Raw genomic sequence first — 18,512 nt, 5'->3', positions numbered from 1 at the left:
CCTTGCTGCCGGTGCCGCAACAGAACAGCCTGTTCCGGATATGCTATGGTGATATGGCGCTTCGCTTCCAACGGCCGCTGCCGCAGAATGGACGGCAGCCTTCACTCACCGTCTGACCTCTCCGGTAGCACGCCATGGACACCACGCAACTTGGCTATCTCGCCGCCCTGCTCACCACCGGCAGCCTCTTGCCGCAGGTGCTACACACCCTGCGCACCCGCGACACGCACAGTATTTCATTGTCGATGTACCTGATGTTGGTGTGCGGCACCGGCACCTGGCTGCTGTACGGCCTCTCCATCGCGGCGCTGCCGGTGGTGCTGGCCAACGCGCTGTCGATGCTGCTGTCGTCGGTGATCCTGGTCATGAAGCTGCGCGAGGTCTTGCGCACGCGCACAGCAAAAAGCGCGCCGTAGCGCGCCCTGTCATCCGCTTGCGGCCAAGCTTTAGCGCCGCACCGCCAGCAGCGGCTCCAGCAGGCCGCTGAGCCCCATCCAGATGATCTGCACCCCCAGGCACAGCAGGATGAAGGCGGTCAGGCGCAGGAACACCACCGAACCGGTCTGCCCCAGATAGCGGAACAGCTTGTCGGCATTGCGCAGGCACACCCAGATCGCGAGGCAAATGGTGGCCACCGCCGCCAGGCTCGCCACCGGCGCGATGGTGTAGCGCGCCAGCGCGGAACCGGTGCCGGTCAGCGAGGCGCCGATGGTGATCGCCACCGAGATCGAGCCCGGCCCCACCGTCAGCGGAAAGGTCAGCGGATAGAAGGCGCGCTGCTTCAGCGCCTCACGGTGCTCGCCCTGCGCCAGCTGCGGCGACGCCTCCGCCGGCGCGTCGTTGAGCATGCGCCAGGCGGCGATGGTGATCAGCAGGCCGCCGGACACCTGCACCACCGGCAGCGACACGCCGAAGAATTCCAGCACCACGCCGCCGATATACATGCTGCCCAGCAGCAACAGGAAGCAGTAGATCGCGATCCGCCGCGCCAGGAAGGCGCGCTGCGCATTGCTGTTGTGCGAGGTCAGCGAGATGAAGAACGGCACCAGCCCGGGCGGATTGATGATGGGCAGCAGCGCCGCCAGCACGAACAGGTACTTGCTCACAAACAGGGACAACATCGGGGTCATGGCCGGAAAACTCGCAGGGTGGGGGGACGGTCGCCGGATTCTAGCACTGCTTGCCGGCCGCCATGCCAGCTGCGTGCATGGCCACGCGATCGGCGCGGCACAAATACCGGTTTGCACGTAAAATCAGCGCATGAACGACCTGTTTGCCAAAGAACCCCACAAGCCGCTGGCCGAAGCGCTGCGCCCGAGTTCGCTCGACGACGTCATCGGCCAGCAACACCTGATCGGCCCCGGCAAGCCGCTGCGCATGGCGATCGAGGCGCAGGTGCCGCACTCGATGATCCTGTGGGGGCCGCCCGGCGTCGGCAAGACCACGCTGGCGCGCATCCTCGCCGGCGCCTTCGACGCCGACTTCATCCCGCTGTCGGCGGTGCTGTCCGGCGTCAAGGACATCCGCGAGGCGGTGGAACGCGCGCACGCCACGCTGCAGCGCAGCGGCCGCCGCACCATCCTGTTCGTCGACGAGGTGCACCGCTTCAACAAGAGCCAGCAGGACGCCTTCCTGCCCTTCGTCGAATCCGGGCTGCTCACCTTCATCGGCGCCACCACCGAAAACCCGTCCTTCGAGGTCAACGCCGCGCTGCTGTCGCGGGCGCAGGTGTACGTGCTGCAATCCTTGAACAAGGACGAGCTGCTGGCGCTGTTCAAGCGTGCCGAGGCGAGCGGCGCACTGGACGGACTGACATTTGACGACGGCGCCCGCGACGCGCTGGCCGGCTACGCCGACGGCGACGCACGCCGTTTCCTCAACCTGCTGGAGCAGACCCGCACCGCGGCGCTGGCGCGCAAGGTTGGCCGCATCGACAGCGCCTTCCTCGGCGAGGTGCTCAGCGTCAACGCGCGCCGCTTCGACAAGGGCGGCGACGCGTTCTACGACCAGATCTCCGCGCTGCACAAGTCGGTGCGCGGCTCCAATCCCGACGCCGCGCTGTACTGGCTCGCCCGCATGCTGGACGGCGGCGCCGACCCGCGCTACCTGGCGCGACGCATCGTGCGCATGGCGTGGGAAGACATCGGCCTCGCCGATCCGCGCGCGATGCAGATCGCGAACGACGCCGCCCTCACCTACGAGCGGCTGGGCAGCCCGGAGGGCGAGCTGGCGCTGGGACAGGCGGTGATCTATCTCGCCATCGCCGCCAAGAGCAATGCCGGCTACAAGGCGTATAATGCCGCCCGCGCCTTCGTGGCAGGCGACAACTCGCGCCCGGTGCCAGTACACTTGCGTAATGCGCCGACCCGGCTGATGAAAGAGCTGGGCTACGGCCACGACTACCGCTACGCCCACGACGAGCCGCACGCCTATGCGGCGGGCGAAACCTATATGCCGGAAGGCCTGGAAGACGTGCGCTGGTATGAGCCGGTGCCGCGCGGGCTGGAGGGCAAGATTGCCGACAAGCTGGCGTTTTTACGCCAGCTGGATGAACAAGCCAATATAAAGAAACAGGACTGAAACATGCTGGACATTCAACTGCTGCGCAGCAATATCGATGAAGTGGCGGCCCGCCTGGCCGCCCGTGGTTACACACTGGAAGTAGACGCTTTCAACCGCCTGGAAGCCGAACGCAAGTCCCTGCAAACCCGCATGCAGGAGCTGCAGTCGCAGCGCAACAGCACCTCCAAGCAGATCGGCATCGCCAAGAAGAATGGCGAGGACGTGTCCGCCATCATGGCGCAGGTCGCCACCCTGGGTGACGAGCTGAAAGCCGCCGAGGACGCCTTCGCCGCGGTGCAGAGCCACCTCGACAACTGGCTGCTGACCATCCCCAACCTGCCGCACGAATCGGTGCCGGCCGGCGCCGACGAGTCGGGCAACGTGGAAGCCCGCCGCTGGGGCACGCCGCGCGAATTCGACTTCGAAGTGAAGGATCACGTCGATATCGGCAGCCCGCTGGGCCTCGACTTCGAGACCGGCGCCAAGCTGTCCGGCGCCCGCTTTACCGTGCTGCGCGGCCAGATCGCGCAGCTGCACCGTGCGCTGGCGCAGTTCATGCTGAACACCCACACCGACAAGCACGGCTACAGCGAGACCTACACCCCGTACATCGTCAACAGCGACGTGCTGTACGGCACCGGCCAGCTGCCGAAATTCGCCGAGGACATGTTCCGCGTCGAGCGCGGTGGCGAGGCAGCCGCCCAGGCGCAGTACCTGATTTCCACCTCGGAAATCACCATGACCAATATGGTGCGCGAGTCGGTGCTGAAGCACGACGAACTGCCGCTGAAGTTCACCGCCCACTCGCCGTGCTTCCGCTCCGAAGCCGGCGCCTACGGTCGCGACACCCGCGGCCTGATCCGCCAGCACCAGTTCGACAAGGTGGAGATGGTGCAGATCGCGCATCCGGACCACTCCTTCGCCGCACTGGAAGAGATGGTCGGCCACGCCGAGGTGATCCTGCAGGCGCTGGAGCTGCCGTACCGCGTGGTGACGCTGTGCACGGGCGACATGGGCTTCGGCTCGCACAAGACCTACGACCTGGAAGTGTGGCTGCCGGCGCAGAACACCTATCGCGAGATCAGCTCCTGCTCGAACATGGGCGACTTCCAGGCGCGTCGCATGATGGCGCGCTTCAAGGACGCCGACGGCAAGAACCGCTACGTGCACACGCTGAACGGCTCCGGCCTGGCGGTGGGCCGCACGCTGGTGGCGGTGCTGGAGAACTACCAGAACGCCGACGGCTCGGTCACCATTCCGGCGGTACTGCGCCCGTACATGGGCGGCAAGGACAAGATCGGCGCCTGACGTCGAGCACAAGGTTGGCCGCAAGCGTTGCGGCCAACCTTGCAGCAAAAGCCGACGCGTCGCGTCGGCTTTTTTGCGTCCGGCTCCGGCATCAGCCGGGGACGGTCAGCACAGCAGGTGCTGGAAATCGGCGGCGGTCTGCGGCTTGCCGAACAGGTAGCCCTGCGCCTGGTGACAGCCCTGCTCGATCAGGAACGCGCGGTGGGCCGGCGTTTCCACGCCCTCGGCCACGATGGACAGCCCCAGGCTGCGGCCCAGCGAGATCACCGCCGAGGCGATGGCGGCATCGTCCTTGTCGCGATCCAGGTCCTTGATGAAGGAGCGGTCGATCTTCAGCACCTGCACCGGCAGGCGCTTGAGGTAGGCCAGCGAGGAATAGCCGGTGCCGAAATCGTCGATCGCCAGCGTGATGCCCATCGCGCGCAGCCCTTCCAGCGCTTTCATCACCTCGCCGTCGCTGTCCATCGCTGTGCTTTCGGTGATCTCCAGCTCCAGCTGCGACGGCGGCAGGCCGGTCTGCTGCAGCACCTGCGCCACCGTTTCCACGATGTTGCCGAACTTGATCTGGCGACCGGACAGGTTGACCGCCACCCGGCCGCCAAAGCCGCAACGGTCGGCCCACAGCTTGGCCTGGCGGCAGGCTTCCTGCAGCACCCAGGCGCCGATCGGCACGATCAGCGCACACTCCTCGGCCACCGGGATGAACTCCACCGGCGGCACAAAACCCATCTCCGGATGCTGCCAGCGGATCAGCGCCTCCATGCCCACCAGCGCGCCGCTGGCGAGATCGACCTTGGGCTGGTACCAGACCTGGAACTCGTCCTTGATCAGTGCGCGGTGCAGGCTGTACTCCAGCTTCAGCCGCGCCATGGCGCTGGCATTCATGTCGGCGGTGTAGAACTGGAAGGTGTTCTTGCCGCGGTTCTTGGCGCGGTACATCGCGGCATCGGCGTTGACCAGCAGGCTGTCGGCGGTGCGGCCGTCGTCGGGAAACACCGCGATGCCGAGGCTGGCGGAGACAAACACCTTGCTGTTGCCGCCCAGCACCAGCTCGCCGGTGATACCGTCCAGCATGTCCTGCGCCATGCTGGCCAGCGTGGTCAGGCTGCCGGTATTGGGCAGCAGGATGGTGAACTCGTCACCGGCCAGGCGCGCCACGGTGCTGCTGCCCGGCGCCTCTTCCTGCAGCCGCTGCGAGATTTTCACCAGCAGCTCGTCGCCGGCCTGGTGTCCCAGCGTGTCGTTGATCAGCTTGAAGCGGTCCAGATCGATGAACATCAGCGCGAAGCGCTGCTGCTGCTCGCGCGCCAGCTCCACCGCAGCCTGCAGCTTTTCCGCAAACAGGGTGCGGTTGGGCAGCCCGGTCAGTGCGTCGTGGTTGGCGAGGAAGTGCAGCCGCTCCTCCGCCTGCTTGCGCTGGGTGATGTCGGCGAATACCGCGACGTAGTGCTGGGTCACGCCCTGATCGTCGCCGATGGCGGTGATGGTCAGGTGTTCGGTATAGAGCAGGCCGTTCTTGCGGCGGTTGACCACCTCGCCCTGCCAGAAGCCGTCGCTCTTCAGCTGCCGCCACATGTGCTCGTAGAAATCGGCCGACTGGCGCCCGGACTTGAGCAGGGCCGGGGTCTGGCCGATCGCCTCGTCGCGCGAGTAGCCGGTGATGCGGGAAAACGCCGGGTTGACCGACTGGATCAGCCCCTTGCTGTCGGTGATGACGATGCCCTCCATCGTCGACTCGAACACCTTGTCCGCCATCAGCAGGCTCTGCCGCGAGCGCAGCAGCGCCTCGTCGCGCTCGCGCAGCGCGTGGTGCAGCTCGGCGAGGAATTCCTGCTCTATGGTGGCGAGGATGTCGGACATGCCGATGATGGTCAGCAGCTGGCCGCTGCCGTCGGTGACGCCGAGATGGCGCAGCTGGTGCTCCAGCAGCACCTTGCGCGCCGCCAGCAGCGTCATGTGCACCGGCACCGTGCGCAGCGGATGGCTGGCTAGATCGGCCACCGTCAGGCCGCCGCGCGGCTGCGCCAGGTGCTGCAGCATGTCGCGCTGGGTGAGAATGCCCCAGCTGCCGTCGGCGTAGGTCACGCCCAGCGCCTCGGCCTTGTGCTCGCGCATCAGCCGGGTGGCCGCCCCGATATCGGCGCTGGCGGCGATGGTGGCCAGCGGCACGTGCACCATCGCGTCCAGTCGTTTCAGGCGCAGGAAGAACTCGGCCTCCTGGTTGATGACGATGTCGGTGGTCGACACCACGCCCATCACGCGGTCGCAGCCCGGCTCGGTCACCACCAGATGGCGCATGCGCTGCTTGTGCAGCAGCGCGGTGACTTCCTGGATGGTGGCATTGGCGGCAATGGTGCGTACCGGCGACGACATCACCGCCGCCACCGGCGTCGCGGCCACGTCAGGCTGCAGCAGGTCCAGTCGCACCGCGTCGCTCTCGGTCCACACCCCGATCGGCTGCCCGCCCTCGTCCATCACGATGATGGCGCCGCAGCGCTCGCGACACATGGCAAAAGCCGCCTCGCTCACCGTGGCGGTGGGCAGGCAGCTCAGCACCTGGCGTGACAGGATGGACTCGACGGATCGGGAAAACGACACGCAATCAGCTCCAGACTTTCGTTAGACGGTGCAGCAGCTGTTTATACTGAACGCCGTCATTTGATAATGATTAATAGTAAATAATCTTACCACAAGCAGGGTTATTCCTTCACGCAAAACCCGCCAGTTCATGACAAAAGCCTGATCCGCCGCTCACCGTCACCACACCCGCCGCTCACGCCGGCAGCGGGATGAACTCGCTCTCGCCCGGCACCATGGCAAAGCGGCCGGCCTGCCAGTCGTCCCGCGCCACCGCCAGCAGGGACTTGTCGCTGGCGACGAAGTTCCAGTCCAGATAGCGCGGCCCGTCCAGCGGCGCGCCGCCGAAGATCACTCCCTGCACGCAGGCGCTGGCGCGCAATTCGCGCGCGCTGTCGGACAATACCACCAGTTCGCCGGCACGGATCACTTCACCGTCGACCAGTACCTCGCCCTCGATCAGGTACAGCGCGCGCTCGGCCACGTCCTGCGGCAGCGACAGCACGCCGCCGCCCTGCAACTGCCAGGCGGCGTACAGCGTCGGGGCAAAGGTTTTCACCGGCGACACCATGCCGAAGGCGGCGCCAATCAGCAGCTGCACGCTGCCGCGCTCGAAGTCGCGCTGCGGCAGCGCGGCGGCCGGATAGTGATAGAACGCCGGCGCGCAGCGCTCCTGCGCCTGCGGCAACGCCAGCCACATCTGCAAGCCCTCCACCGCCACGCCGGCGGCACGGATGTCGGCCGGAATGCGCTCGGAATGGACGATACCGCGTCCGGCCACCATCAGATTGATGGCGCCCGGCTCGATGCGCTGCACCGTGCCCAGGCTGTCGCGGTGCATCATCGCGCCCTGGCTGAGGTAGGTGACGGTGGCAAGTCCGATGTGCGGGTGCGGGCGCACGTCGCCGCTGGTGCCGGCGGCAACGAAATACGCCGGCCCCATGTGGTCGAGAAACACGAACGGTCCGACGCTGCGCATACCGCGCACCGGCAACAGGCGCCGCACGACAAAGCCGATGTCCTGCTGGCGCGGTTCAATACGCTGGCTGATGGCACTCATGGGGAAAACTCCACGTCAATCGAATGGGAAAAGTTGCAAAAGGTTGGCCGCAACGCCTGCGGCCAACCTTGTGCTGCATCAAGCCAGACGGCCCTGCTGGTAGTCGGCAAACGCCTGCTCCAGCTCGGCGCGCGTGTTCATCACGAACGGGCCGTACTGGGCGATCGGCTCCCGCAGCGGCTGTCCGGACAGCACCAGCACGCTGGCACCGTCGTCGCTGTGCAGGCGCACGCCGTCGCCGCTGTTGCCGAGTATCGCCATGCGTTGCTGCGGCACGCTGACGCCCTCGATGCTGACGCTGCCGTGGTAGACGTAGACAAAGGCGTTGTGGCCGGCGGCGATGTCGATGTCGCGCGTGCCGCCCGCCGGCAGTTGCAGGTCGAGGTACAGCGGCTCGGTATCCGGCTGCCGGATCGCGCCCGCCTGCTCACGGTACTGGCCGGCGATCACCTTCACCGCCACGCCGTCCGCCTCCTGCAGCAGCGGAATCTCCGCCGCAGGGATGTCGCGATAGGCGGCCGGGATCATCTTGCGCGCCGCCGGCAGGTTGATCCACAGCTGGAAGCCGTGCATCAGCCCGTCCTCCTGCTCCGGCATCTCGGAGTGGATCACGCCGCGGCCGGCGGTCATCCACTGCACGCCGCCCGGCCCGAGCAGGCCCTCGTTGTTGCCGCTGTCACGGTGGCGCATGCGCCCGGCCAGCATGTAGGTCACCGTCTCGAAACCGCGGTGCGGATGCGACGGGAAGCCGGCGATGTAGTCGCCCGGATTGTCCGAGCGGAACTCGTCCAGCATCAGGAACGGGTCCAGCCGCCGCTGCAGGTTTTGCGTCAGTACGCGCGTCAGCTTGACGCCGGCACCGTCCGAAGTCGGCATGCCGACCACTTGCTGTTCGACGGTTCGTGATTGCCATTGCAGTTCGGTCATGGAGAGGCTCCTGGTCAGGGGTTGATGGAAACACTATACAAACCGGCCATTCGATAAAAAAGCACAAAAATCTGCAGCCCATGTTCAAAAAAACTGAGCAGGCATGAAAAACGGCGCAAGGTCTGCACCTTGCGCCGCGTTGGCTTCCATCGGGTGGCGTTTACACGCGCTCGCCCCACAGGTCGTGCTCGCTGGCATCGACGATCTCGACCTCGACGAAATCACCGACCGCCAGGCCGGCCGCGTCCTCAACGAACACCAGGCCGTCGATCTCCGGCGCATCGGCGTAGCTGCGGCACACCGCGGTGCCCTCCTCGTCGATCTCGTCGACCAGTACCTGCAGGTGCTGGCCGATGCGTGCGGCCAACCTTGCGGCGCTGATCTCGGCCTGTACCGCCATGAAGCGCTCCTTGCGCGCCTCCTTCACCTCGTCCGGCACCGGGTCCGGCAGCTCGTTGGCGGCCGCGCCCTCTACCGGCGAGTAGGTGAAACAGCCGACGCGATCCAGCTGCGCCTCGCGGATGAAGGCCAGCAGCTCCTCGAAGTCTTCTTCGGTCTCGCCGGGGAAGCCGACGATGAAGGTGGAACGGATCACCAGCTGCGGGCAGATCTCGCGCCACTTCTTGATGCGGCCGAGCACGTTGTCGCTGTTGGCCGGACGCTTCATCAGCTTCAGGATTTTCTGGCTGGCGTGCTGGAACGGGATGTCCAGGTAGGGCAGGATCTTGCCGTCGCGCATCAGCGGAATCACTTCGTCGACGTGCGGGTACGGGTAGACGTAGTGCAGGCGCACCCAGATGCCGTGCTTGCCCAGTTCCTCGCACAGCTCGGTCATCCGCGTCTTCACCGGACGGCCGTTGTGGAAGCCCAGCTTGTACTTGACGTCCACGCCGTAGGCGGAGGTGTCCTGCGAGATGATCAGCAGCTCCTTGACACCGGCCTTCGCCAGGTTCTCGGCTTCCGCCAGCACGTTCTGGATCGGGCGGCTGTCGAGGTCGCCGCGCATCGACGGGATGATGCAGAAGGTGCAGCGATGGTTGCAGCCTTCGGAAATCTTCAGGTAGGCGTAGTGTTTCGGCGTCAGGCGCACGCCGATGTCCGGCACCAGGTCGACGAACGGGTCGTGCGGCTTCGGCAGGTGATTGTGCACGTGCCCCATCACCTCGTCGGTGGCGTGCGGGCCGGTGACGGCCAGCACCGACGGGTGGTTGTCGCGGATCACGTCGCCCTTGGCGCCGAGACAGCCGGTGACGATCACCTTGCCGTTTTCGGTCAGCGCCTCGCCGATGGCATCCAGCGATTCCTGCACCGCCGCGTCGATGAAGCCACAGGTGTTGACCACCACCAGGTCGGCACCGTCATAGGTACCGGAGATCTCGTAACCTTCGGCGCGCAGGCGGGTGAGGATCTGCTCGGAATCGCTGGCCGCCTTCGGACAGCCCAGACTGATAAACCCTACTTTTGGTGCAACGTGCGACATGGGACACAACCTTGAAGAAATTCAATACAGAAAGCCGGACGTTGCATCAACGTCCGGCTGTGAACTGCACATTATAGAAAAAACCGCGCGGGAAAAAAACTACTTCGGCGGGTTCTTGTCGTCGTCGCGGCTGGGCGGGTAGGCCGGGAAGCCGAAACCGCTGAACATGGTGCGCGCCTGCTCCTGCATGCGGTTCTGCATGTCGAGGAACATATTGGTGCTCTGGTCCAGGTAGCTGGTCATCATGTTCTGCATCGCCGGGCCCTGGAAGTTCAGGAAGTCTCCCCACATCTTGGCGTTCACCATCGGGTTGTCGCCGTAGATGGTCTTGGCCTGCTCCTGCATGCGCGACTGCAGCTGGGTGAACAGCTGCAGGTTTTTCTCCAGGAACGGCCCCATCATGCCCTGCATCGCCTGACCGTAGAAACGGATGAACTGGGTCAGCACTTCGTAGCTGAACATCGGCGAGCCGCCACTCTCCTCTTCCAGGATGATCTGCAACAGCACGCCGCGCGTGATGTCGTCGTGACTCTTGGCGTCAACAACCTGGATATCCACATTGTCCAGCACCAGCTGCTTCACATCGCCCAGTGTGATGTAGGAACTGGTGGCGGTATCGTACAAACGGCGATTGGGGTACTTCTTGATGACCCGCTTTTCAACACTCATGTAACACTCCCAGCCTATTTTATCTGTTGTGTGGCGCCACATTATCATAAATGCAACACGGTAGAGCAAAACTTCTAGGCGCCGATTTCGAAGTTACGCTACCATCGTGTTGTCATTGTGCAGCGCAACAGGCCGGTATGATGCGACAAAAAAAGTACAACAACAATGACAACACACCGGACCAAACCGAGTTACATCAACAGCGAGTGAGGGTATCCCAAATGATCAATCCAACCGAACAACTGAGCAAACTGTCCCTGAATGGTTTCGAGGCACTGTTCCGCGCCGCACAAATCTCCCTGGACAGCACCGAACGCCTGGTCAAGCTCAATTTCGAGCTGTCCAAGCAGTCGCTGGAAGAAAACGTCAAGCTGACCCGCGAACTGAGCAGCCTGAAAACCCCACAGGAAGCCCTGACCCGCCTGAACAAGCTGGCCACCCAGAATCTGGAACAGGCTGTCGCCAACTCGCGCAGCGTGTACGACATCGTGTCCGAAACCCAGGCCGAACTGGGCAAGATTGCGGAAAGCAACTTCAACGAGCTGAACAAGTCGGTGATCAGCAACATCGACCTGCTGAGCAAGAACGCACCAGCCGGCTCCGAAACCGCCGTCAACGCGCTGAAATCCGGCATCGCCGCCGGTGCCGCCGCCATCAACTCGATGACCAAGGCCGCGCAGCAAGTGGCCGAGTTCGCCGACTCCAGCGTCAAGGCCGCCAACAGCGCCACCGTGGACGCCGTGAAAACTGCCGCCAAGCGCTCGTCCGCAGCCTGATATACGCCATTGCGACGCAATGGCCAGCACAACCTGCCACCGCTAGCCCGTGGCAGGTTTTTTTATGGTGCAGCACGGCCGCGGCAAGCGTGCCGCCGGCAGCACAACACGCTACAATAAGCGGCTAACAGTAACAGACGGACATACCGCAGCATGAAAATCAGCAGCAATTTCGACGCCGGCAGTATCGAGGTTATCGCGCTCAATAGCTTTGAAGACATCCAGCTTCGCATCCGCAAAGATAATGCCTCCGATTTTGCCCAATGGTTTTACTTCCGGCTGCAGGGCGCCGCCTACGAGCCGTGCAAGCTGCGCTTCCTCAACATCAAGGACACCGCCTACCCCAAGGGTTGGGAAGACTACCAGGCGGTGGCGTCCTACGATCGCGTCAACTGGTTCCGCGTGCCGACCTACCTGGACGGCGACGAGCTGGTGATCGAGCACGTGCCGCTGGCCGGCAGCATCTACTACGCCTACTTCGAGCCGTACTCGCACGAGCAGCACCTGAACCTGATCGGCATGGCGCAAAGCTCCGGCCTGAGCCAGGTGTCCGACCTCGGTTCGACGGTGCAGCAGCGCGACATCAACCTGCTGACCATCGGCCACGAGGTCGAGTCCGACCTCAAGATCTGGGTCATCGCCCGCCAGCACCCCGGCGAAACGATGGCGGAATGGTTTGTCGAAGGCCTGCTCACCCGCCTGCTCGACACCCAGGATCCGACTTCGCGCGCGCTGCTGGACCGGGCCACCTTCTACGTGGTGCCGAACATGAATCCGGACGGCGCCATTCTCGGCAACCTGCGCACCAACGCCGCCGGCGCCAACCTGAACCGCGAGTGGCTGAACCCGAGCCCGGAAACCAGCCCGGAAGTGTTTCATGTCCGCAACAAGATGCTGGAAACCGGCGTCGACCTGTTCCTCGACATCCACGGCGACGAGGCGATTCCGTACGTGTTTGTCGCCGGCACCGAAGGCGTGCCCAATTACAACGAGCGCATCGCGGCGCTGGAAACCGCGTTCAAGCAGCAGCTGCGCGTGGCATCGCCCGACTTCCAGGACGAGCACGGCTACGACAAGGACGCCCCGGGTGCGGCCAACCTTGCGATGGCAACCGCCTGGGTCGGCAACCAGTTCAACTGCCTGGCCTACACCCTGGAAATGCCGTTCAAGGACAACGACAACCTGCCGGACGACGACTTCGGTTGGAACGGTCAGCGCAGCCTGCGTCTGGGCGAAGCCAGCCTGAGCGCCATCTATGGCGTGCTTAAGGACCTGCGCTGAAACGGCACGATCCAGAATGAAAAAAGCCACGATCCGCATCGTGGCTTTTTTTACGTGGCGGCGACCGCTACAGCTGCCGGACCAGCTCGATCTCCACCTGGCACCAGTCGGCGCCCTTTTCCAGCACCCGTCCCAGCGACACCAGGAAGCCCTTGTTTTTGGCAAACATCTGCAGCTTCTTGCCGTGCGCGTAGCTGAACAGCGGGATCAGCAGCGTGTTGCACTTCACGCCGCCCTTCATCGCCGAGGCAAACAGCGCGATCTCGCCCTGATTCCACACCATGCCGGCCGGCAGGGTCGGGTCGGCATTGCGGCCGTTCTCCGCCTTGGTGTACGCTGCCACCGGCCGCGAGCTCAGCAGCTGCAAACCGAGGTATATGCGCTCCTGGTCGTCGCGCTTGATGCGGCGCACGATGCTCAGGTTCCACGCCAGCTGCCCGGCCTCCCGCGTCGCCAGCAGCGCCCCCAGCGACAGCCACTCCGCGCCCGCCGCCCGCAAGGACACCCCCAGACCGCTATCGCTCCGGTTCTCGATATCCCACAGCTGCAGCTCGGTGCCGGTGGCGATCTTGACCACCTCGTCCTGGGCCACGCTTTTTTCACGACGGCGACCGGTCAGGAAACCGTAGATGCGGATTTCGGCCACCGCCTCGACGCTGACCGGCTGACTTTCCTGACGATCGCCCTGCGCCAGGAATTCCTCGTACTCGCGTACCAGCCGGTGCACCCCGCTCAGCGTGCGGCCAACCTCCAGCTGCTTGCTGACCACCGGCACCCGCTCCGCGCGCTCGAAGCGGAACGGCTTGACCGCCCACTCCCGCACCAGGAAGCGCAGCAGGCCCGGATCAACGCCCCGACTGAACCGCTCGCGCAACGCCTGCGGCGTGCTGCCGCCGTCATACACCGCCAGCCAGGCATTGATCTGGTCCACCAGCTCCGTGGTGGACCAGACGCGTATGCCCTGCAGTTGCGGCACATTGTGCGCACGGCTAGGCGGCGCCGCATGCTGGATATTGACGATAAAACTGCTCTCCCCGGACAGGTCGCGGGACAGCGTCATGCGGTTGGACAGCATCAGCGCCAGTTGATAGGCGAGGTGGATCTGGCGGGAAGTCAGGTTGCCGCTGTTCAGCAGCGAGGTCATCAGGAATGCCAGATACAGGTCATGAATGGTCGTGCTTGCCTCGCCGGGAAACAGCTGCAACGGTACCGCATCGATGGCCTGCTCTTCGGCATAACGGAACAGCTGGTTGACGTTGCTCCACATCACCTCGTCCAGCGAGGCGTGGCGGTAGTAATGCCAGAGCGCATTCTCGGTGAGGTAGAACAGCATCTTGCCGATCACCAGCGGCAACAGCAAGCGGATCTGCGGTGCTTCCTCGCCCTCGGGATCGAAGCTCATGAAGCGCTGGAAGGCGGCCACCAACTGACGGCCATAGGACAGGATCTGCGCCCGCCGCTGCGACTCGATGGCCGGCAGCAATTTGGAACTCAGATACTGTGCACACAATTGCTGGTGCGGGATGTGCCCCAGCCGGTCCAGCTCGATGATGGCCTCCAGCGTGGAAACAGTCGGGCTGTCGATATCCTGATTGAACTGCGACAACAGCGTGGTGATCTGGTCATGACTGCCGGCAGCAGACTCGCGCAGGGTCTTGGCGTACCACTCGGTTACCGACTTGACGTCATCAAGGGGATGGGATTTGCGTTTGTCGCCGAACGAAAAAAAATCCAGTTTTGCCATGACCTAAGCCGAAGTTAAGCACTCACACAATCAAGCAGACTCTCATTACCAGCGCATTCTATAATGAATCGTGAATGTTCCGCTGCAAAAGAAAACGCCGTGTTTGCACACGGCGTTTTGCCATTCACAAGCGGTCAGCTCATTTACACGCGCAGGCTATCCAGATCAATACCGGAATCCAGCAGTGCAACAACCCACAACGGCTTGCGACCGCGACCGGTCCAGGTCAGCGATTCATCGTTAGGATGACGGTATTTGACTTCTACCGGTTTGCGGCCACTGGCCGTTGGTGCCACTTTGCCGCCGAGCACATCTTCAACGCTGAAACCATAAGCCTTGGCAATCTCAAGAATCTGCTTCTTGGCTTTGGCTTTTTCTTCCACTTCGCGACGGCGAACTTCAACATCAACGTCATTTTTCAGCTGCAGCAATTCGGCAAAATCGAGTGTGCTCAAATCCATTTAAAACCCCCTTCAATAAACAAAGCCAGCCAGAATATACCGAAAATAGATTACCAGCCGCCCTGCGTCAAGCACTATATTAAATTCGGAATTAACCCTCCTGCAAATCAGGGATTAAATATGGCGTATCCAGCCGCGACAATCGCGAGTTCGGCAGCGCGGCAAGATAAGGCTGCCCTTCCCAGGCCGAGATTTGCATCACCACCAGTGCCAGATATTTTCCTGCCGCCAATGGCACACTTAACATCACCTTGCCGATAGCCTGCTCACCAGTCGCCACAACCTGCACATCCATACCGGCAACGCAATGGTCGGCGTTTACTTCCACCACGAACATGCGGCGTTTTACTTTGCCGAGATACTGGGTGCGCGCCACAATTTCCTGTCCCGGATAACACCCTTTGCGGAAACTGATACCGCCGATCAGATCCAGATTCGCCATCTGCGGCACGAAGGCCTCATAGGTTGCCTGCGACACCCAGGGAATGCCGGCACGGATAAAGAAGGCGTCAAACAGGCGACTGGCCAGCAACTTGCCGGCAAATACCGGCAGCGTGGCCACTTCTTCCGCCCCCAGACAGTTAATACGGATCTGCTCGCCGATCGACACCACCATCCGTTCGGCCGTCCCCGACAGGGCCGGCTCAAAAGCCGGGCGCCCCGTTTCCGCTGCGGCCAGGTATTCACCGACAATCACGCTGTCGGCCACTTCGACCTTCACCTTGGCCCGCAGGACAAACATGGAAAGTCGGCGGCGGAAAGCTTCGGCAATATCTTTTCGCACCAGCAGGAAGAATGCCTGTTCAATACGCCACAACAGGAAACTGGCCTGCATTCGCCCCTTGGCATTGGAATAACTGCTCCATTGCGCCACGCTACCATCCAGCAGTTTTACATCGGAAGAAAACTGCCCCTGCAGGAACGATTCAGCATCGTCGCCATGAACTTTCAACAAAACAAACTGGGTGAGCACGGCATGCGCATCCTGCTCGAATGACAGCACTTGCTGGTTCTCGCCACCGGCCAATACCACATCACCATCGGCATCGAGCATGGCACCATGCTGACTCAAATAAGCCAATACCTGCGACTGGTTCATTAACTGTTCCTTTCTGAATTACGGGCATCGTCACACCCCGTAAATGCCCGTCGGCCGGCTATTCATTCCACGCCGGCCACGTTATGATTTGCGGATGAAAAAATTCACTTTACTGCCAGCATTACTCGCTATTTTACTGTGGTCTTCCCTGGCCGCGTTAGGTGCATTTACCCAGCGCCTGCCGCCATTCCTGGTTACTGGCGTGGCACTTTTCATCGGCAGCCTGCTCGCCATTCACCGCATCCGCGATTGGAAAGTGGCACCGCGCACCCTGCTGATCGGCGTCGCCGGCATTTTCGGCTACCACTGCCTGCTGTTTACCGCTTTTCGCAATGCCCCGGCTCTGGAGGCCAATCTGCTGAATTACTTATGGCCGTTGCTGATAGTCGTGCTGAGCCCGTTGTTCGGATTGGGCAAATTGACCGGCCGCCACATTCTGGCAGCAGTGGTCGGTTTTTGCGGCGCGGTATTGATCGTCAGCAAGGGTCAGTTCGACTTTGCCGACCACCTGCCGATCGGCTACCTGTTCGCGATCGCCGCAGCCTTCACCTGGTCCAGCTACAGTCTGGCGACACGCAAGCTGCCGCCGTTTCCCAACGCGGCGGTCGGCGGCTTCTGCCTGCTGTCCAGCCTGCTTGCCGCACTCTGCCACTGGCTGTTCGAGCCGGCAATCGTTCCCAACGACGAGGAATGGCTGGCGCTGCTGCTGATGGGAGTCGGGCCGCTGGGCGCATCGTTCTTCCTGTGGGACAAGGCGATGAAGGAAGGCGACCCGAAACAGATCGGCGCGCTGTCCTACCTCACCCCCTTGCTCTCCACCCTGATCCTGGCGGTCAGCGGACTGGGAGAACTGAATACCATCACCTGGATTGCCGGCGCCCTGATCCTGATCGGCGCCACCATCGGCTCGCTCAGTCGCGGACGCTGACACTGAGGCCAAGCGACCGCACCATCACGCGGCACCTTTACAGGCTGGGAACGACAGACCGGGAAAGCCGACTCGGGCGAGAGCGGATGCGGCCAACGTCAACGGCACACCGGAAGGACGGGTGGCGACCGCCCCCCATTCTAGAGGGTTGGCCGCGGATAAAACACCGAGGGGGTAACAGGGTTATTGCGGCACTTGCGATACGCATGATGGGCGCCGCGTACCGCGGACAGCGTGGCATAGGAAAAACGGGTGGATGCAAAATGCTGGATCTGGCGGCTGGCGCGCGAGGCAATCAGATAGCCGGAGAAACCGAGATCCAGCGGCAGCGCACAGGGCGCAATCGATAGCAGCGGCGACTGCCGCAACCAGGTTTTCTGCTGCTGGCCAAACCAGCGCTCCAGTACCAGCAGCAGGTCATGCTGCGCGTCGGCAGAGGCCTGCAACACCGAGGCACTCGACATCATCGGCGCATCCAGCTCCCCTATCAGCCCCGGCGCACCGGTGGCCGGCAGAGAAACCTGGCACCAGCTGCGCCAGCAATCGGCCTGTGCGGCCAACATGCGCTGCTGATTGGTCTGCACCGCGTCGAGATACTGCTGGAAAACCGTTGCCATGGCATGCCTCCGGATAAGGTAAGTCGATACTCAGACAGCAGCGTTGCTGCCCAGGCCCCACACCGGCTGCAAGCCGGCAATCAGCGTCCGCAGAATCGGGTCATCGGCACGGTCGGCCGGATAGACGAACTGCAGCTCCGCCATCTTCACGATCTCCGGCACCAGGTCGACCACACCGCGCTCGGCGGCGAGAAGCGCCTCCTCCTCACGCAGCAAGGCAAGGCCGACACCGGCTTGCACCAGCTCGGCAGCGGTGAACAGGTTGTCGCACTCCGACACCTTTTTCGGGGCGATGTTCAGCTCCCGCCACAACTCGGACACGATCTTCGACAGGCTGGAAAACTGGGAAATGCCAACCCACGGCAAGCGCCCCAGCTCCTTGGGGTTGGCCACGTTGATCCGCGCCAGCCAGCCCTTGGGCATCACGATGCGCAGACGCAGCTGCGTCAACAGCAGGGTGTGCACGTTGACGTAGGGGTTTTTGCCGAGATAAAAGCCGGCGTCCAGCTCTTTCTTGCGCACCGCATTGAGCACGTCGCCGGTGACGCCCTGGTGCAGGCACACCTCCAGCAAGGGAAAGCGCTCGACCAGCCCGGCCACCCAGGGGCCGACCCGCAGCACGTCCGGCGTCAGCGCGATGCCGATCTGCACCTTGCCGGTCAACGGCCCCTTCAGGCTGCGGGCATGATCAAGCAGCTGCCGCGCCGACATCAGGATGTCCTGCGCGCGCGGCAGCAGCTCCTGCCCTGCCAGCGTCAGCACCACGCCACCCGCCGTGCGCTCGAACAAGGACATGCCGACTTCTTCTTCAATGGCCTTGATCTGCGCCGTCACCGCCGGCTGCGACAAGTGAAGCAGCTCGGCGGCCTGAGTCAGGTGGCCCTGCTGAGCCACCGTAACAAAGGTGCGCAGTTGGTAGATTTCCATGCTGGACAACTCTCCTGATCGGGTAGGCGCGCGCTACTTTTGCATCGCATAGACGGGGGTGCCGGCCATTTTGTACAAGTTCCCCGCCCGCCCACA

The 18,512-nt window shown here is 63.2% G+C and carries 17 protein-coding genes; 6 read left to right on the top strand and 11 right to left on the bottom strand.

What is annotated here, in order from left to right; genetic code table 11:
- The first annotated feature begins 134 nt into the window (after nucleotides 1-134).
- On the top strand, nucleotides 135-416 hold the full coding sequence (locus tag IE100_RS01975) for a SemiSWEET transporter (RefSeq protein ID WP_189372472.1): 282 nt from the start codon (nucleotides 135-137) through the stop codon (nucleotides 414-416).
- A gap of 30 nt (nucleotides 417-446) precedes the next feature.
- Here IE100_RS01975 and IE100_RS01970 read toward each other — a convergent pair whose 3' ends face one another.
- A complete protein-coding gene (locus IE100_RS01970) occupies nucleotides 447-1,121 on the bottom strand; it encodes a MarC family protein (protein ID WP_053068126.1) in 675 nt (224 codons plus the stop codon).
- A 139-nt stretch (nucleotides 1,122-1,260) separates the two neighbouring features.
- Between IE100_RS01970 and IE100_RS01965 the strand changes: the two genes are divergently transcribed.
- Complete coding sequence (locus IE100_RS01965) at nucleotides 1,261-2,580, top strand: replication-associated recombination protein A (protein WP_189372471.1); 1,320 nt, start codon at nucleotides 1,261-1,263, stop codon at nucleotides 2,578-2,580.
- 3 nt (nucleotides 2,581-2,583) lie between these two features.
- Nucleotides 2,584-3,870, top strand: a complete 1,287-nt coding sequence (serS, locus tag IE100_RS01960; RefSeq protein WP_189372470.1) for a serine--tRNA ligase — start codon at nucleotides 2,584-2,586, stop codon at nucleotides 3,868-3,870.
- A 105-nt stretch (nucleotides 3,871-3,975) separates the two neighbouring features.
- On the opposite strand, the gene IE100_RS01955 is transcribed toward serS, so the two are convergent.
- The 5 genes from IE100_RS01955 to phaR form a co-directional block, all read right to left on the bottom strand.
- Nucleotides 3,976-6,468, bottom strand: a complete 2,493-nt coding sequence (locus IE100_RS01955) for an EAL domain-containing protein (protein ID WP_189372469.1) — start codon at nucleotides 6,466-6,468, stop codon at nucleotides 3,976-3,978.
- A gap of 175 nt (nucleotides 6,469-6,643) precedes the next feature.
- Nucleotides 6,644-7,507: a pirin family protein gene (locus IE100_RS01950; protein WP_189372468.1), complete on the bottom strand. Its 864-nt coding sequence runs from the start codon at nucleotides 7,505-7,507 to the stop codon at nucleotides 6,644-6,646.
- Between the two features lie 78 nt (nucleotides 7,508-7,585).
- On the bottom strand, nucleotides 7,586-8,434 hold the full coding sequence (locus IE100_RS01945) for a pirin family protein (RefSeq protein ID WP_189372467.1): 849 nt from the start codon (nucleotides 8,432-8,434) through the stop codon (nucleotides 7,586-7,588).
- A 160-nt stretch (nucleotides 8,435-8,594) separates the two neighbouring features.
- Complete coding sequence (gene rimO / locus IE100_RS01940; RefSeq protein WP_189372466.1) at nucleotides 8,595-9,914, bottom strand: 30S ribosomal protein S12 methylthiotransferase RimO; 1,320 nt, start codon at nucleotides 9,912-9,914, stop codon at nucleotides 8,595-8,597.
- Between the two features lie 99 nt (nucleotides 9,915-10,013).
- Nucleotides 10,014-10,583 carry a polyhydroxyalkanoate synthesis repressor PhaR gene (phaR, locus tag IE100_RS01935; RefSeq protein ID WP_189372465.1) on the bottom strand — a complete coding sequence of 190 codons (570 nt, stop codon included), beginning with the start codon at nucleotides 10,581-10,583 and terminating at the stop codon, nucleotides 10,014-10,016.
- A 221-nt stretch (nucleotides 10,584-10,804) separates the two neighbouring features.
- Here phaR and IE100_RS01930 point away from each other — a divergent pair, with 221 nt between their 5' ends.
- Nucleotides 10,805-11,359 (top strand): phasin family protein, encoded by a 555-nt coding sequence (locus tag IE100_RS01930; protein WP_047967433.1) that lies wholly within the window; start codon nucleotides 10,805-10,807, stop codon nucleotides 11,357-11,359.
- 153 nt (nucleotides 11,360-11,512) lie between these two features.
- A complete protein-coding gene (locus tag IE100_RS01925; protein ID WP_189372464.1) occupies nucleotides 11,513-12,640 on the top strand; it encodes a M14 family metallopeptidase in 1,128 nt (375 codons plus the stop codon).
- A 67-nt stretch (nucleotides 12,641-12,707) separates the two neighbouring features.
- On the opposite strand, the gene IE100_RS01920 is transcribed toward IE100_RS01925, so the two are convergent.
- The 3 genes from IE100_RS01920 to ygfZ all read right to left on the bottom strand — a co-directional run bounded on the left by IE100_RS01920 (nucleotide 12,708) and on the right by ygfZ (nucleotide 15,944).
- A complete protein-coding gene (locus tag IE100_RS01920; protein WP_189372463.1) occupies nucleotides 12,708-14,384 on the bottom strand; it encodes a cyclic-di-GMP receptor FimW-related protein in 1,677 nt (558 codons plus the stop codon).
- Between the two features lie 143 nt (nucleotides 14,385-14,527).
- Nucleotides 14,528-14,845 carry an H-NS histone family protein gene (locus tag IE100_RS01915; RefSeq protein ID WP_047967430.1) on the bottom strand — a complete coding sequence of 106 codons (318 nt, stop codon included), beginning with the start codon at nucleotides 14,843-14,845 and terminating at the stop codon, nucleotides 14,528-14,530.
- Nucleotides 14,846-14,936: 91 nt separating this feature from the next.
- Nucleotides 14,937-15,944, bottom strand: coding sequence for a CAF17-like 4Fe-4S cluster assembly/insertion protein YgfZ (gene ygfZ / locus IE100_RS01910; protein ID WP_189372462.1), 1,008 nt, complete (start codon nucleotides 15,942-15,944; stop codon nucleotides 14,937-14,939).
- Nucleotides 15,945-16,038: 94 nt separating this feature from the next.
- Here ygfZ and IE100_RS01905 point away from each other — a divergent pair, with 94 nt between their 5' ends.
- Nucleotides 16,039-16,872 carry a DMT family transporter gene (locus IE100_RS01905; RefSeq protein WP_189372461.1) on the top strand — a complete coding sequence of 278 codons (834 nt, stop codon included), beginning with the start codon at nucleotides 16,039-16,041 and terminating at the stop codon, nucleotides 16,870-16,872.
- A 140-nt stretch (nucleotides 16,873-17,012) separates the two neighbouring features.
- Here IE100_RS01905 and IE100_RS01900 read toward each other — a convergent pair whose 3' ends face one another.
- Together IE100_RS01900 and IE100_RS01895 are read right to left on the bottom strand one after the other, a co-directional pair.
- On the bottom strand, nucleotides 17,013-17,489 hold the full coding sequence (locus tag IE100_RS01900; RefSeq protein ID WP_189372460.1) for a hypothetical protein: 477 nt from the start codon (nucleotides 17,487-17,489) through the stop codon (nucleotides 17,013-17,015).
- A gap of 30 nt (nucleotides 17,490-17,519) precedes the next feature.
- Nucleotides 17,520-18,416 (bottom strand): LysR family transcriptional regulator, encoded by an 897-nt coding sequence (locus tag IE100_RS01895; RefSeq protein WP_189372459.1) that lies wholly within the window; start codon nucleotides 18,414-18,416, stop codon nucleotides 17,520-17,522.
- Nucleotides 18,417-18,512 lie beyond the last annotated feature (96 nt).

This window comes from Vogesella alkaliphila, from assembly GCF_014652475.1.
Lineage (GTDB): Bacteria > Pseudomonadota > Gammaproteobacteria > Burkholderiales > Chromobacteriaceae > Vogesella > Vogesella alkaliphila.
The sequence above is the reverse complement of the archived record's forward strand: the minus strand, read 5'-3'. Positions and strand labels throughout refer to the sequence as shown.

What these genes read in the sequence shown, in the direction of transcription:
- IE100_RS01975 (WP_189372472.1), top strand. Translation starts at nt 135, where the DNA reads ATGGACACCACGCAACTTGGCTATCTCGCCGCCCTGCTCACCACCGGC.
- IE100_RS01970 (WP_053068126.1), bottom strand. Translation starts at nt 1,121, where the DNA reads ATGTTGTCCCTGTTTGTGAGCAAGTACCTGTTCGTGCTGGCGGCGCTG.
- IE100_RS01965 (WP_189372471.1), top strand. Translation starts at nt 1,261, where the DNA reads ATGAACGACCTGTTTGCCAAAGAACCCCACAAGCCGCTGGCCGAAGCG.
- serS (WP_189372470.1), top strand. Translation starts at nt 2,584, where the DNA reads ATGCTGGACATTCAACTGCTGCGCAGCAATATCGATGAAGTGGCGGCC.
- IE100_RS01950 (WP_189372468.1), bottom strand. Translation starts at nt 7,507, where the DNA reads ATGAGTGCCATCAGCCAGCGTATTGAACCGCGCCAGCAGGACATCGGC.
- IE100_RS01945 (WP_189372467.1), bottom strand. Translation starts at nt 8,434, where the DNA reads ATGACCGAACTGCAATGGCAATCACGAACCGTCGAACAGCAAGTGGTC.
- rimO (WP_189372466.1), bottom strand. Translation starts at nt 9,914, where the DNA reads ATGTCGCACGTTGCACCAAAAGTAGGGTTTATCAGTCTGGGCTGTCCG.
- phaR (WP_189372465.1), bottom strand. Translation starts at nt 10,583, where the DNA reads ATGAGTGTTGAAAAGCGGGTCATCAAGAAGTACCCCAATCGCCGTTTG.
- IE100_RS01930 (WP_047967433.1), top strand. Translation starts at nt 10,805, where the DNA reads ATGATCAATCCAACCGAACAACTGAGCAAACTGTCCCTGAATGGTTTC.
- IE100_RS01925 (WP_189372464.1), top strand. Translation starts at nt 11,513, where the DNA reads ATGAAAATCAGCAGCAATTTCGACGCCGGCAGTATCGAGGTTATCGCG.
- IE100_RS01920 (WP_189372463.1), bottom strand. Translation starts at nt 14,384, where the DNA reads ATGGCAAAACTGGATTTTTTTTCGTTCGGCGACAAACGCAAATCCCAT.
- IE100_RS01915 (WP_047967430.1), bottom strand. Translation starts at nt 14,845, where the DNA reads ATGGATTTGAGCACACTCGATTTTGCCGAATTGCTGCAGCTGAAAAAT.
- ygfZ (WP_189372462.1), bottom strand. Translation starts at nt 15,944, where the DNA reads ATGAACCAGTCGCAGGTATTGGCTTATTTGAGTCAGCATGGTGCCATG.
- IE100_RS01905 (WP_189372461.1), top strand. Translation starts at nt 16,039, where the DNA reads ATGAAAAAATTCACTTTACTGCCAGCATTACTCGCTATTTTACTGTGG.
- IE100_RS01900 (WP_189372460.1), bottom strand. Translation starts at nt 17,489, where the DNA reads ATGGCAACGGTTTTCCAGCAGTATCTCGACGCGGTGCAGACCAATCAG.
- IE100_RS01895 (WP_189372459.1), bottom strand. Translation starts at nt 18,416, where the DNA reads ATGGAAATCTACCAACTGCGCACCTTTGTTACGGTGGCTCAGCAGGGC.